The sequence below is a fragment of the Enterococcus sp. DIV0802b genome (assembly GCF_050543535.1).
In the GTDB taxonomy this organism is placed as follows: Bacteria; Bacillota; Bacilli; order Lactobacillales; family Enterococcaceae; genus Enterococcus_D; species Enterococcus_D entomosocium.
This window is the reverse complement of the sequence record NZ_CP172941.1, coordinates 2,824,204-2,836,839: the sequence shown is the minus strand read 5'-3', so window position 1 is coordinate 2,836,839 and position 12,636 is coordinate 2,824,204. Positions and strand designations below refer to the sequence as shown.

Below are 12,636 nucleotides of genomic sequence, written 5' to 3'. Positions count from 1 at the left end.
GTGTAGAAAAGGAGGAATGTTCCTTCGTGAAAATAAATAGCCATCCTTATCTGAAGATCGCATTAAAAGGCATCGCCATCGTCCTGTTGATCATTTTCAGTAATTTATATTTGCAATGGTATCAAAACAATCTTTCCGTTGAATTAGCCTTGAAATTTGCCTTTTCGTGGCATACAGCAAAGTTTTTCTTGGCTTGTGGGGTGCTACTGCTGGTGTATGGGGTGTTTGCCAGCTTGGCAGGTTCGGTACTGATTGGGGGCATCTTTTATAGTGTCGTCATCGGAATCTTAGGGTATGCCAATCACACGAAGATGGTCTATCGCCAAGAACCAATCTATCCCGATGATTTAAAGATGGTCACTCAATTCGACCTTCTACGAACTATGATCGGCAATGGCGCCTTTTTCTTAGCCATCCTCTTCGCTCTGGTGGCGATCGGAGCGATCGGCTGGAGTATCTATCGCAGCCGCAAATTAAACCGGCGTTTGCAAGTGATGCGAGGAGCGGTGCTGGTCGTATGCTCGCTGGGCTTAGTCTATGTTTCACACTTCAACGACAGCAACAACCTTTTACGCAAAGCCTACAATCAGACGGCGCTCTGGATTCCGTATTCACAAAAAATGAACTACTACAATACGGGATTTATCGGTGGTTTTTTGTACAACCTGCGGGTAGATGCCATGACGAAGCCTGAGGGGTATTCAAAAGAAGCGATCCAAGCGATTGCGGACACCTACAATGCACAGGCGGCGGAGAAAAATCAAGACCGTGAAAGTGAAGCACCAAATATCGTCTATGTGATGAGCGAGAGTTTTTCCGACCCGAGCCATTTAAATGGCTTATCGATCACCGGCGATCCGTTGAAAGACTATTACCACGTCGCCGATCAAACCATCAGTGGAAAAATGCTTTCGCAAAATTATGGAGGCGGTACGGCAAACATCGAGTTTGAAGCGTTGACTGGTTTTGCTATGGGCCTATTGAATCCACAGATGACAACGCCTTACACGATGCTAGTGCCGAAATTGACGCAACTGCCATCCTTGGTTTCTTTCTTGGAACAATCAGGGTATACGGCAACGGCGATCCATCCTTACGATACATCGATGTACAAACGCAAGGATGTCTATGGGGTGATGGGGTTTGAACAGTTTATCGATCAAGATACGATGACCTATACCGACAAAATCGAAAATAATCCTTATATCTCTGATGAGGCGGCCTACAAAGAAGTGCTGGCTTTGTTGGAAAACGATCAGCAACCGCAATTTGTCCATTTAGTGACGATGCAGACCCATATGCCTTATGCTGGCAAATACGATACGTTGAATTACCAAGCGAGCGGTCCGGGCAATATGGCTTCTTTGGAAAACTACCTGCAGGATATCTCTTATAGCAGTACAGCGTTGAAAAACTTTGTGGCTGAATTAGAGCAGCTGGATCGGCGAACGCTGGTCGTCTTTTGGGGAGATCATTTACCAGGCATTTATGACGATGAGATCAAGGATCAAAATGAAACGGCTGCCCTGCATGAAACCGAATTTTTGATGGTTGATTCGCAAGGGAATTTTGCGCCAGAAGATGTACCAGTAACAAGTCCTTTTTATTTTGCGCCGAACCTATTAGAAGCCAGTGATCAACCAACCAGCGGGTTTTACCAGTTGTTGTTGGCCTTGCAAGATGAGTTGCCGGCTTTTGAACTGGGTCAGTATTATCAAGAGGGACAATGGCAGACGACTCTTGCGTTGGATAAAGAAGCCCAAGAAATCTATGATGCCTACAATTTGATCCAATATGATGTGCTACAAGGAGAGCAATACAGTTTAACGACTGGTTTGTTTGACTAAATGAAACATAAAATAGCGCCTTATCCTGTGACTGACACTGGGATAAGGCGCTTTTGTTTGTGTGAAGTTATAATTCCTGCCATTTACGATTTTGATCAAAATCATTGGCGGCGGCATAGGCGTCTTGAACGATCGTTTCAGGGTAGCCCATGACTTTTAAGAGGGCGATCGCGTTGCGGCTCAAGGCAGGACCGGATTTGACCTTATAATCAAAGGAGATGCCGTCATCTTCCGTGACTTGTTCAGAAAAATGAATGTTGCGGCAATCATTTTTCAAAATTTCAGTCAGCTCAATATCATGGGTAGCGACAAAGGCCAATGATGGGTAGGCTCGCAACCAATGGATGATGCTAGCAGAAGAAGCGATTCGTTCCACCGTATTGGTTCCTTTTAAAATCTCATCAACAAAACAGTAGCAGCGCTGTTTCGTGGCAACGGTATCTAGCAGGCGTTTGATGGATTTGATCTCCGCCACGAAATAGCTGTCGCCTTCAAATAGATCATCTTCGACAGCCATCGAGGTAATGACGTGACCAGGAACCATCGTAAAGGTTTCAGCTACTGCTGTCTGGATGGTTTGTGCCAAAATACAGTTGATGGCGACACTTTTGACATATGTCGATTTGCCTGAGGCATTGGAGCCAGTTACAAGGGTATTGTGGTTCCAAGTGACATCATTCATGACTGCTTCACTCAGAAGGGGATGATACGTACCCGTTGCTTCTACACCTCCGCTTGTTTGGAAGGTCGGTAGGCAAGTGATGGGCATATACGTGCGAAAATTTAAAATGGCGGCTGCGACTTCCAATTTTCCCAGCAAATTCCACAGATCGATGGCTGCTTGTTGGTGTTTGGCCAGAGTAGTGGTGACCGTTTGATAGGAAATAAACGGCAGCATAAAAATGATATTGATGTATTCAAACAACATGTCTCCTTCGCTGCCGTTTTTGGCACGAAACGAGAAAGCGAAACGAGTGATCTTCTTTAATGGTGACAAAGATTGTTTGATCTCATCTTGGAGGGGCGTGTTGATTTTAGCGATCTGACTGCCACAGGCAATCGTTTGAACCAAATAGCGCATGCTGTTCAGTTCTGTTTCCAGCTTGGCTTTTTTGATGGAGTAATAGATCGTATTGAAAACGACACTAATCAACGTCAACAGGAGACCTTGGACAATCCCCAGCAGGAGCAGCAAGATGCCGACTAATGGCAGCACACCTAAAAAGACAAAGAACGGCAGAGAACCGATCGATTGCGCCGCTTCATTGGCCAAGTAGGCTTTCGAAAAATTATCATCTTGTTTTCCTAAACGAGCAAACGTATATTGGGATTGTTCGCGTGCGGCACTGTCAGCAGCAAAAAAGTCGATCAATTTGGTCAGCTGTTTGTCCGGCTTGAAGTGGAAATTGCGTAATTGCTGGTACAACGCTTCTGAACCAACACTGGAAAACGTCAGATTAATGGACTCAAACAACGAAAAGCCATCCAAGTCATACCAAGTGATGTCATCGACCTCGCTATCAAAATCGTGAAACTTCTTCTCAGTCAGCCAAGCTTTTTTCAAACTCGCTTCTTTATCAAAGCGGGGCTGACGGGGAAGTTTTCCCCAAGCAAGCCGAACGTAACGGCGTACTTTGTATCGATTCCAGATATCTAGTGCGGTCAAGATGAGAATGCTGGCGAGTATGATCAAAATGACCATCGTTTGTGGTTCCATATGCAAAAGTCCTCCTAATGGCTAATGAATGCTGGCTAAAGCTAAGTGTTGCTGTGGGCAGGATCGATTTCTTTTAAACAAGCATAGATCCGTTCAATATCTTGTGACGTGCCTCGCAGCTCGAAATCCGCTAAGAACGGGATCGAAAATTGTTCCGCATATTGCTTTGCGGTCAAGCAATATTGATAATTAAAGTTTTTGTTGCCGCTGCCGATCACGCCTAAGCAAAGAGCGGCGTTGTTTTCATAGTCAATGTATTCCCGCATGGTTTCTGTGAGGATCTCCTGATCGCCGTTATCGACGCCGTTTCCACCTTCTAAATAGGTAGGGACAAAAACCACATAAGGTTCGTCTTCTTGTTCAAAGACACTATTGTCATGAATTTCTTTGGCTTCCCAAGTGCTCGGTGTGTCTTGCTGATCTGCATAGGCCAACAAGCGGTTGACGAATGCACGGGTATTTCCAGAGATTGAAATATAAAGTAGTTTCATTTTTTCATCACCTTCCGCTTTCTAGTATAACAGAAACCATTTATGAAAAGAGGAGAACTTCGGCAGTCTTTTCTAGTAAAATGCAGCCAAAGGCTTTAAACTGAGAGAGGAGTCCAATACAAAGGAGTGGCAATAATGTTTTCAAAAATGCATCATGTGGCGATCATCGCTAGTAATTACCAACAGACCAAAGAGTTTTATGTAGAAAAATTAGGCTTTGAAGTGATTCGTGAACATGCGCGCCCAGAAAAGAAAGATGTAAAAATCGACTTGCGCTTTGGGGAATCAGAAATAGAACTGTTTGTGGTGGAAAACCCACCAGCAAGACCAAGTTTTCCCGAAGCAGCCGGCTTGCGACATTTGGCCTTTGCGGTGGAAAATATTGAAGCAGTCGTAGCGGAGTTAGCCACTAAAGGGATTGTGTGCGAACCGATTCGTTTTGATACCTTCACCAATAAGAAGATGACCTTTTTCCAAGATCCAGACGGCTTGCCGTTGGAATTACATGAATAAACAAGGAAGACTTTGTGTTGATCCTTTGTCGATTCAACTTGGTTTTTCTTGAGAGAATTGTTATTCTATGTATAGAAGCAAGGAGGAAAAAACGTGATAAGATTTGCAAAAGAAGAAGATCGTTTTGTCATGGCTGAACTCGTTTTAGTCATTTTAAAGGACATGGAATTGCCGTTTGTCAAAGAGATCGGAGAAGCCAAGACCTTAGAGATCTTGGCAGATGCCATGCTAGAACCCGATTATCGTTACGGCTTTCGCCGTGCGCTAGTCAATGAGATCGACGGAGAAGTTGCTGGCGTCGCCTTTGGATATCCAGACAAAGAAGAGGCGACGATCGATCAGCCTCTAGATAAAGTGCTGGAACAGTACGGTTTGAGTAAAGACATGAAGCTGTTTATCGATGAAGAGACTTTACCAAATGAATGGTACTTAGATACCATCTGTGTGGCTGAGAAATTTCGGGGCAAAGGCGTCGGCTCAGCCTTGTTAGAAGCATTGCCGAAAATTGCTTCTAGAGATGGTTATGAGGTGATCGGCTTGAGTGTTGACCGAGCAAATCCCCATGCGAAGCGGCTCTATGAAAAGCACGGATTTGAAGTCGTGGCCCAAAGAGAGATCAGTGGCCATCTTTACGACCATATGCAAAAAAGAACCAGCTGATTTTTCAGCTGGTTCCATTTGTTAGTCGAAGCTCAAGAGGATGGTCTTTTTTGCGGTGCCGATTGTACAGCCAGTAATCCATGACGGCCGCAATACAGATGCAGACCGGCGCATCCCGGTCATCGACAACATCCAGTACATAATAATCCCCCGTCAACAAGGTCGCTTTGTCCATCTCCATAATCTTTTTATTGAAATGATGGATCCCATAGCGATGATTATAGATATCGCCGTGGACCGCCCAGTGAAGCTGCTGGATATAGTAGAAATCACCTGGCCAGTTAAAGATTTTTTGCAGTGTACCGACTTTCTCAAAGTCTTTGTAGATCTCAAAGCGTGTACCAAAAGTAAAGCTGATTTGTTTGATACTAGCGACCATTTGCCCATTTAAACGGTAAAGGGAGAGGGCATCGCCCTTGGTTCCCCAACGTCCCACCATCAAAAATAGTGATTTGCCTGTTTCATCTTTGACAATGGTTCGTGTGACTCTGCTAAGTTGCCTATCTTGGATGAAAAATTCTGACATACTTACGCCTCCTCATGTATCCCCAAAAAGCTGCGTGGTTTAAAGATTTTCATCAATTGCCCGAACGATTGCTTTGCCGACACCAGCCTCAATATTGGTGTCCGTCAAATACTTCGCGACTTCTTTTACCTCTAACTCGCCATTTCCCATTGCAAAACTAACGCCTGCCAGTTGCAGCATACTTACATCATTTAAGTTGTCACCGATCGTCATCACTTCCGCCAGTGAGATCATCCGATCTTTGGCGACATGTGCCACTGCGATTCCTTTTTGCGCGTTTCGGTGGTTGATCTCAATATTGTTTTGTCCAGAAGAAGTCACCACTAGATCGCCGTACCCATCGATGATTTTCGTGATAGGACCCAATACCCGGGCACCGTCTTGGTGGAAGCAGATCACTTTCAAAAATTCTAATTCTTCGATCGAAAACAACTCACTGAAATCATCGACATAATTGATCGGTAAAAATTCTAAACGGGCAGCTGTCATAGCAATCGCCATCTTATGGGTTAAATGGGGCATTGCTTCTGCCGTATGGATCGCAAAATTTTCGATCCGACGTGTCTGACTTTCCGAATAGATCCCATTGCTCGTTGAGATCTCAAAATAGATGTCGTTTTCTTTTAGTAGGTCGATCAACGAACGAGTTTGTTCATGGCTGATCGGCACAGTAAATAATGAATTACCCGCTTCGTCATAGACTTGGGCCCCATTCAAGGTGATCATTGCACAGTCGATCCCGGCTTCTTGCAGCGGCGGCAATGCCTCTTTACGGTTACGGCCAGTTGCGACCATAAATTCGATTCCTTTGGATTGGGCATATTTGATTGCTTGGATATTTTCTTCTGAAATCTGCATACTGGCATTTAAAAGCGTACCATCCATATCAGAAGCAATTAATTTGATCATTGTCAGCGTCCTTTCTTAATCGTTTCTACAAATAGTGTACCATAAATCACGGATTTTTTTCTTTCGAAGAGTAATTCTTGTTTCTAAGGGGAGGGATTTGTTATCCTAGAAGAAAACAAAGGAGATTCGCCATGAAACGACTATTGGACAATGATTGGCAAGAACAATTGCAGGAATCATTTGAGCAACCCTATTACCAACAACTACGGGCTTTCTTGAAACAAGAATATGCCCAGCAAAAGATCCATCCAGCGATGGATCATATTTATGAAGCACTTAAACTGACACCATACCATGACGTAAAAGTTGTCATCTTAGGTCAAGATCCTTATCATGGCCCTCACCAAGCCCACGGACTGTCGTTTTCCGTGCAGCCGGGGGTCAAAATACCGCCTTCCTTACGCAATATTTACAAGGAATTAGCCGATGACTTAGGGATTGCACCTGTGTCCCATGGCTATCTTGTGCCATGGGCGCAGCAAGGGGTCTTATTGTTGAATACCGTATTGACGGTACGTGAGGGACAAGCCTATTCACATCACGGGCATGGCTGGGAGCAGCTGACAGATACGATTATCGAAAAATTGAATCAACGAGAAAAACCGGTCATTTTTGTGCTTTGGGGCAAACCCGCTCAAAAGAAAGCCGCTTTACTAGATACCAGCAAACATATTATTATAACAGCGCCTCATCCAAGTCCGTTGTCGGCACATCGAGGATTCTTTGGTTCAAAGCCTTTTTCTAAGATCAATCAAGCGTTGCTGGCATTAGGGGAAGAACCGATTTCTTGGGCGTTACCGGAAAAAATAACACAGTTGTAAAACTGTGTTATTTAGAATGAGTGGATTTGTGAAAAAGGTAACGATATTTAAAATAATCGACTAATACAGGATTTTTATCTGTTCTTTTTTTCATAGTTATTGTACAATGGAAGGGTATAAAAAAACTGGAGGTCTTTACCCGTGGAATTATTCGAAAGTTTAAAATTTAAAATCGTGCGTCGTCATATCAAAATCGTTTTTCCAGAAGCAACAGATCCTCGTATCCTAGGTGCTGCTAGCCGTTTACGTTCAGAAGAATTGATTGAACCCGTTTTGATCGGTAACCCGGTTGAAATCGAAAAAGCAGCAGAAGCTCGCGGAATCAACGTATCAAACTTTGAAATTTTAGATCCTGAAAATTATGATCGTTGGGATGAAATGGTTGAAGCTTTTGTGGAACGCCGCAACGGCAAAGCAACGAAAGAACAAGCAGAAGAAATCTTAAAAGATGTCAACTATTTCGGTACAATGTTGACTTACATGGGCATTACTGAAGGAATGGTTTCAGGAGCGATCCATTCTACGGGTGATACAGTAAGACCCGCTTTACAAATCATCAAAACAAAACCAGGTGTGAGCCGTACAAGTGGTGCTTTCTTAATGGTTCGTGGTCGTGACCAAGAAAAATACTTGTTCTCAGACTGTGCCATCAATGTAAACCCAAATGCACAAGAATTAGCAGAAATCGCTGTTGACTCAGCGAAAACCGCTGAATTATTTGAAATCGATCCAAAGGTTGCTATGTTAAGCTTCTCAACGAAAGGTTCTGCGAAAGCACCAGAAGTAGATAAAGTCGTTGAAGCAACAAAAATCGCCAAAGAATTGGCACCAGAATACCAAATCGATGGAGAATTGCAATTCGATGCTGCGTATATCTCAGCAGTTGCTCAATTGAAAGCTCCTGAATCTGAAGTAGCAGGTAAAGCAACCGTCTTTGTTTTCCCCGATTTACAATCAGGAAACATTGGCTACAAGATCGCCCAACGTTTCGGTAACTTTGAAGCGATTGGACCAATCTTACAAGGGTTGAACAAACCAATCTCTGATTTGTCCCGTGGTTCAAATGAAGAAGATGTCTACAAATTATCAATCATTACTGCGGCACAAACATTAATGGAAAAATAAGCAGCCTATCGCTGCACTTATGAAAAACTGATCCGTTGAGGGTCAGTTTTTTGTTTTGCTTTTGGAAAGTTGAGGGCAACAAAGCAGGGGGCGTCCATATGAATCAACGATCCAGTGGTCGTCGGGAAATTTTCCTTAAGCTCCTTCTTTACAATTCCTTGAAAAACAAGCTATACTAGCAACTAGTAAATTAGATTGATCAAAGGATGGGGACTATGTTTACCATTAACGACTTAGAAGCAACCGCAGCATTTGCAAAAATCATTGGAGAAGTAGCCGAGCCAGGGGATAATCTGGTATTGACGGGCGACTTGGGTGCTGGCAAAACAACATTGACGAAAGGCATCGCCTTGGGGTTAGGGATCGAGCAACTGATCAAAAGTCCGACCTATACGATCATTCGTGAATATACCAATGGGCGGATGCCCCTGTACCATATGGATGTCTATCGGGTGGAATACGGTGCAGAAGATTTAGGACTGGATGATTATTTCGAAGGGGATGGCTTGTGTGTGATCGAGTGGGGCAATCTCTTAGAAGCCTCCCTGCCAGAGGATTATTTAGAACTGATTTTGGAAAAAGATGATACAGATGAACAAAAACGTCTTGTGAAATGTCATGCATATGGCACCAAAGCAACCGCCTTTTTGCAACGGATCACAACCAAATGGCAGGCAGCCCATGAGTGAGATCCAATTACAGATCAAAGAAGCCACGGGTGCTGATGCGAAAGCCGTGTTAGCAGTCAGTCAACTGCTAGGAGAAGAAACGGATTTTCTCTTAATGGATGAAAGCGGCTTGGCGTTGCCAGAAGCCCTATTGGCAGAACAGCTGGATGCTATCTATGAACGGGAGGACTATTTGCTGTTGTTGGCATTTGATCAAGAACAATTGATTGCCATGGCATCAGTCAAAGGCAATGAAGAGTGGCAATTAGCCCATGTCGGAGAGATCGGTATCTCGATTTTAAAAGACTATTGGGGCTTGGGCTTAGGTTCGCTCCTGATTGAAGAATTACTGGACTGGGTAGTAGAAGTTGGCGAATTGACCCGCATCGAATTGACCGTCCAAGCGAGAAATCTACGAGCGATCCACCTGTATCAAAAATTTGGCTTTCTAACAGAAGGCTGTATGAAAGAAGCGGTGCAAACCCGCGAGGGGCAAAAAGTTGATGTCTTGATGATGGCACGTCTTTTTGAATCATAAAAAGGAGTGAAGGAAATGGAGTTTCGGGAACCGACGATCGCAGACTGCGATCAAATCGAAGCGTATCGGCAAGCGTTCGAGAAGAATCAAGAAGTCATTCACGGTGGGGCAGGACTTGTAGAAAGTCCGACAGCCAAAGACTGGCTAGAGGGATTGGCGGATTTTAAAACAGCAGAAACGGTACCAGAAGGATTCGTTCCCGCCCGTACCTATCTGGCTATCCAAGATCAAAAAGTGATCGGTCTCTTGAATCTGCGTCTGACACTTAATGCGTATTTGCGCCAAATTGGCGGACACATCGGGTATTCGGTGCACCCAGACCATCGAAAGCAAGGCATCGGCTCGGCAATGTTGGCACAGTCATTGGTAAAGGCCAAACAATTTGGCTTGAACAACGTGTTAGTAACCTGTGAAGAAGCCAATCGTGCTTCCGCCAAAGTCATTGAAAATAACGGAGGTAAACTAACCGAAAAAGCCATTGATCCTGAAGATGGCGCTGTAATCTGTCATTATTGGATCGATCTAACTTAAAATGATTCCTTCCTTAAATGAAAACGTGCGTCCTAAAGTCTAGCGCAATGCTGACTTTAGGACGCACGTTCTTATTTATTTGACTAAAACCATTTTTTTTAATGGATCGATGCCAAATTCTTCTTCTTGACGCAATAAGATTTGGGCACATGCCCGGCTATCTTCCAAGGCATCATGGTGGTTTAGTAAAGGAATCTGCAATTGCTCACAAACCGTATTTAATTTGTGGTTCGTAAATTCTGGATACAGTTTGCGGCTTGTTCGTACCGTGCACAAGGAAAGATAGTTTGGTTGTGACAACCCATAATAGTCAAGACACCCCGCCAAAACGCCGGTATCAAAACCAGCATTATGCGCAACAATCAGACTGTTTAATTGATAATATTGTTGGATTTGTTTCCATACGTCAGGAAACTTAGGCGCTTCTTGCACATCTTCTGGACGAATGCCATGAATTTGAATGTTTTTCCAAAAAAATTCCGTTTCCGGTTGGATCAATGTGTAATATTCGCCCACGATTTTGCTATCTTGTACCATGACTAGTGCAAGGGAACAGGCACTATGCTTTTGATAATTTGCTGTTTCAAAGTCCATTGCGATAAAATTCATCAGACTCACCTCATTGCCATTCTAGCACAAAATCAAAGAATGAAAAGCGAACAAACGTTAAGAAAAACTGAAGTTTTCTTACGGTTATTTGAGATCCAGTTCCACCGGGCAATGGTCACTGCCGATGATATCTGTATGGATCTTGGCATCTAGCAAGCGCTCATTTAAGTTATCCGAAACGACAAAGTAATCGATGCGCCAGCCGGCATTGTTTTTGCGAGCGTTGAAACGGTAGCTCCACCAAGAATAAATGCCTTCTGCATCTGGATAGAAATAACGGAACGTATCGGTAAAGCCAGCAGCCAAAAGAGTCGAAAACTTTTCCCGTTCTTCAGGTGTAAACCCAGCACTTTTTTGATTGGTTTTCCAGTTTTTGATATCGATATTTTTATGGGCAACATTCAAATCACCACAGAGAATCACTGACTTTTGTTGTTTCAATTCAGTCAAGTAAGCCAAAAAGGCATCTTCCCAAGTCATGCGATAATCCAAGCGGCGCAATTCATTTTGGGAATTTGGTGTGTAGCAAGTAATCAAGAAAAATTCAGGATACTCCAGCGTGATGACGCGACCTTCCGTATCATGTTCTTCGATCCCTAATCCATAACGGACAGATAGCGCAGGTTCTTTTGCGAAAATCGCCGTGCCAGAATAGCCTTTCTTCTCCGCATAATTCCAGTATTGATGATAGCCTGGTAAATCCAATTCAATCTGACCTTCTTGCAGCTTTGTTTCTTGTAAACAAAAGAAATCAGCATCGAGGGCTTCAAACACTTCAGAAAAATTTTTTTTAACGATGGCCCGTAAACCATTGACATTCCAAGAAATAAATTTCATTGAGACTCCTCCTTATTTTCCACTACGCCTCCCATTTTACCTAAAAAAGCCAGAAGCGCAAAGCAAGTGAGCGGAATAAGGAAAACAAGGAGGAAGAATGAGGATTAAATTTGGATGCTAGAGAAAATTCGTTTGTGGTACGAAAAAGGATTAATAAATCCTTACTTTTCCTTACGTTTTATGTTACAATCGTTTTGAAAAGGGGGCAGTTCACATGACGATCAAAGCGCAAGTTTCAGCGAAAATGACTTCGAAAAATCAAATAACTATTCCAAAAAGTGTGCGGCAAAAGTTAGGCTTAAAAGAGAATCAGCGGGTAATTTTTGAATTTACTCCAGAAGGCGAGATCAAGGTAACAGGCGAAAAAGCAGCACCTTCCTTTGAAGATTTTTGGAAACAAGAATTAGCGATCGTAGAAGAAACGGGGAAATTTGATACAGGTGAGATGTTTTTTGGAGAAGATTTAGGTGAGGAGAATATTGAATGGTAAGACAAGGAGATATTCTTTTTATTGACTTAAATCCCACCAAAGGAAATGAAATGGCAAAAAAAAGACCGTGTGTGGTGGTTAGTAATGATTATTATAACAAGAGTTTCAATACCGTCTTAGTGATGCCAATCAGTAGCTCAAAAAAATATGTAGAAGAAAAATTCGCTCGATCGAATGCGTTTCAAACAGTTACCGAAACACAAAAGAGTAAAGTTCAAGGGACGATTCTTTGTCAGCATATTCGCAGTGTGGACCTCTTGCATCACAGCAACTTAGAAGTAGTCGATAAAGTCACTACGGAGATGAAAGAACGATTATCTGAAATAACAAAACACTTTTTTTGAAGCTTACTCT

16 protein-coding genes are annotated in these 12,636 nt (G+C 43.2%); 10 read left to right on the top strand and 6 right to left on the bottom strand.

Features of this window, described 5'->3' with window-relative positions; all coding sequences use genetic code 11:
* Window positions 1–26 precede the first annotated feature (26 nt).
* Window positions 27–1,847 (top strand): LTA synthase family protein, encoded by a 1,821-nt coding sequence (locus IGJ12_RS13255; RefSeq protein WP_430619113.1) that lies wholly within the window; start codon window positions 27–29, stop codon window positions 1,845–1,847.
* Between the two features lie 67 nt (window positions 1,848–1,914).
* Here the strand turns inward: IGJ12_RS13255 and IGJ12_RS13250 are convergent, their stop codons facing one another.
* Together IGJ12_RS13250 and nrdI are read right to left on the bottom strand one after the other, a co-directional pair.
* Window positions 1,915–3,564, bottom strand: a complete 1,650-nt coding sequence (locus IGJ12_RS13250; RefSeq protein WP_086316512.1) for a MutS-related protein — start codon at window positions 3,562–3,564, stop codon at window positions 1,915–1,917.
* Window positions 3,565–3,605: 41 nt separating this feature from the next.
* Window positions 3,606–4,055 carry a class Ib ribonucleoside-diphosphate reductase assembly flavoprotein NrdI gene (gene nrdI / locus IGJ12_RS13245; protein ID WP_429969699.1) on the bottom strand — a complete coding sequence of 150 codons (450 nt, stop codon included), beginning with the start codon at window positions 4,053–4,055 and terminating at the stop codon, window positions 3,606–3,608.
* Between the two features lie 135 nt (window positions 4,056–4,190).
* Between nrdI and gloA2 the strand changes: the two genes are divergently transcribed.
* Window positions 4,191–4,568, top strand: a complete 378-nt coding sequence (gloA2, locus tag IGJ12_RS13240) for an SMU1112c/YaeR family gloxylase I-like metalloprotein (RefSeq protein ID WP_005234127.1) — start codon at window positions 4,191–4,193, stop codon at window positions 4,566–4,568.
* A 93-nt stretch (window positions 4,569–4,661) separates the two neighbouring features.
* A complete protein-coding gene (locus IGJ12_RS13235) occupies window positions 4,662–5,228 on the top strand; it encodes a GNAT family N-acetyltransferase (RefSeq protein WP_005234129.1) in 567 nt (188 codons plus the stop codon).
* A gap of 4 nt (window positions 5,229–5,232) precedes the next feature.
* On the opposite strand, the gene IGJ12_RS13230 is transcribed toward IGJ12_RS13235, so the two are convergent.
* On the bottom strand, window positions 5,233–5,754 hold the full coding sequence (locus tag IGJ12_RS13230; RefSeq protein WP_005228514.1) for an LURP-one-related/scramblase family protein: 522 nt from the start codon (window positions 5,752–5,754) through the stop codon (window positions 5,233–5,235).
* Between the two features lie 39 nt (window positions 5,755–5,793).
* Window positions 5,794–6,663, bottom strand: a complete 870-nt coding sequence (locus IGJ12_RS13225) for a Cof-type HAD-IIB family hydrolase (protein ID WP_086297929.1) — start codon at window positions 6,661–6,663, stop codon at window positions 5,794–5,796.
* A 131-nt stretch (window positions 6,664–6,794) separates the two neighbouring features.
* Here IGJ12_RS13225 and IGJ12_RS13220 point away from each other — a divergent pair, with 131 nt between their 5' ends.
* The 5 genes from IGJ12_RS13220 to IGJ12_RS13200 all read left to right on the top strand — a co-directional run bounded on the left by IGJ12_RS13220 (window position 6,795) and on the right by IGJ12_RS13200 (window position 10,346).
* A complete protein-coding gene (locus tag IGJ12_RS13220) occupies window positions 6,795–7,484 on the top strand; it encodes a uracil-DNA glycosylase (protein ID WP_005234138.1) in 690 nt (229 codons plus the stop codon).
* 141 nt (window positions 7,485–7,625) lie between these two features.
* Window positions 7,626–8,609: a phosphate acetyltransferase gene (gene pta, locus IGJ12_RS13215; protein WP_008380699.1), complete on the top strand. Its 984-nt coding sequence runs from the start codon at window positions 7,626–7,628 to the stop codon at window positions 8,607–8,609.
* A gap of 215 nt (window positions 8,610–8,824) precedes the next feature.
* Complete coding sequence (gene tsaE, locus IGJ12_RS13210) at window positions 8,825–9,298, top strand: tRNA (adenosine(37)-N6)-threonylcarbamoyltransferase complex ATPase subunit type 1 TsaE (protein WP_034878371.1); 474 nt, start codon at window positions 8,825–8,827, stop codon at window positions 9,296–9,298.
* Window positions 9,291–9,815, top strand: coding sequence for a GNAT family N-acetyltransferase (locus tag IGJ12_RS13205; protein ID WP_016621612.1), 525 nt, complete (start codon window positions 9,291–9,293; stop codon window positions 9,813–9,815). Before tsaE ends, IGJ12_RS13205 begins: the two co-directional genes overlap by 8 nt.
* A 15-nt stretch (window positions 9,816–9,830) precedes the next feature.
* Complete coding sequence (locus tag IGJ12_RS13200) at window positions 9,831–10,346, top strand: GNAT family N-acetyltransferase (RefSeq protein WP_430619112.1); 516 nt, start codon at window positions 9,831–9,833, stop codon at window positions 10,344–10,346.
* A gap of 75 nt (window positions 10,347–10,421) precedes the next feature.
* On the opposite strand, the gene IGJ12_RS13195 is transcribed toward IGJ12_RS13200, so the two are convergent.
* Both IGJ12_RS13195 and IGJ12_RS13190 read right to left on the bottom strand, forming a co-directional pair.
* On the bottom strand, window positions 10,422–10,955 hold the full coding sequence (locus IGJ12_RS13195) for a 3'-5' exonuclease (RefSeq protein ID WP_005234143.1): 534 nt from the start codon (window positions 10,953–10,955) through the stop codon (window positions 10,422–10,424).
* Between the two features lie 84 nt (window positions 10,956–11,039).
* Complete coding sequence (locus IGJ12_RS13190) at window positions 11,040–11,792, bottom strand: exodeoxyribonuclease III (protein ID WP_008380708.1); 753 nt, start codon at window positions 11,790–11,792, stop codon at window positions 11,040–11,042.
* A gap of 214 nt (window positions 11,793–12,006) precedes the next feature.
* On the opposite strand from IGJ12_RS13190, the gene IGJ12_RS13185 reads away from it, so the two are divergent.
* Together IGJ12_RS13185 and IGJ12_RS13180 are read left to right on the top strand one after the other, a co-directional pair.
* On the top strand, window positions 12,007–12,282 hold the full coding sequence (locus IGJ12_RS13185) for an AbrB/MazE/SpoVT family DNA-binding domain-containing protein (protein ID WP_005234145.1): 276 nt from the start codon (window positions 12,007–12,009) through the stop codon (window positions 12,280–12,282).
* Window positions 12,276–12,626, top strand: coding sequence for a type II toxin-antitoxin system PemK/MazF family toxin (locus tag IGJ12_RS13180; RefSeq protein WP_008380710.1), 351 nt, complete (start codon window positions 12,276–12,278; stop codon window positions 12,624–12,626). The genes IGJ12_RS13185 and IGJ12_RS13180 overlap by 7 nt, the downstream gene beginning before the upstream one ends.
* Window positions 12,627–12,636 lie beyond the last annotated feature (10 nt).

Excerpts from the sequence above, each read along its gene's own strand:
- IGJ12_RS13250 (WP_086316512.1), bottom strand. The coding sequence starts at position 3,564 with ATGGAACCACAAACGATGGTCATTTTGATCATACTCGCCAGCATTCTC.
- nrdI (WP_429969699.1), bottom strand. The coding sequence starts at position 4,055 with ATGAAACTACTTTATATTTCAATCTCTGGAAATACCCGTGCATTCGTC.
- gloA2 (WP_005234127.1), top strand. The coding sequence starts at position 4,191 with ATGTTTTCAAAAATGCATCATGTGGCGATCATCGCTAGTAATTACCAA.
- IGJ12_RS13230 (WP_005228514.1), bottom strand. The coding sequence starts at position 5,754 with ATGTCAGAATTTTTCATCCAAGATAGGCAACTTAGCAGAGTCACACGA.
- IGJ12_RS13225 (WP_086297929.1), bottom strand. The coding sequence starts at position 6,663 with ATGATCAAATTAATTGCTTCTGATATGGATGGTACGCTTTTAAATGCC.
- IGJ12_RS13220 (WP_005234138.1), top strand. The coding sequence starts at position 6,795 with ATGAAACGACTATTGGACAATGATTGGCAAGAACAATTGCAGGAATCA.
- tsaE (WP_034878371.1), top strand. The coding sequence starts at position 8,825 with ATGTTTACCATTAACGACTTAGAAGCAACCGCAGCATTTGCAAAAATC.
- IGJ12_RS13205 (WP_016621612.1), top strand. The coding sequence starts at position 9,291 with ATGAGTGAGATCCAATTACAGATCAAAGAAGCCACGGGTGCTGATGCG.
- IGJ12_RS13200 (WP_430619112.1), top strand. The coding sequence starts at position 9,831 with ATGGAGTTTCGGGAACCGACGATCGCAGACTGCGATCAAATCGAAGCG.
- IGJ12_RS13195 (WP_005234143.1), bottom strand. The coding sequence starts at position 10,955 with ATGAATTTTATCGCAATGGACTTTGAAACAGCAAATTATCAAAAGCAT.
- IGJ12_RS13190 (WP_008380708.1), bottom strand. The coding sequence starts at position 11,792 with ATGAAATTTATTTCTTGGAATGTCAATGGTTTACGGGCCATCGTTAAA.
- IGJ12_RS13185 (WP_005234145.1), top strand. The coding sequence starts at position 12,007 with ATGACGATCAAAGCGCAAGTTTCAGCGAAAATGACTTCGAAAAATCAA.
- IGJ12_RS13180 (WP_008380710.1), top strand. The coding sequence starts at position 12,276 with ATGGTAAGACAAGGAGATATTCTTTTTATTGACTTAAATCCCACCAAA.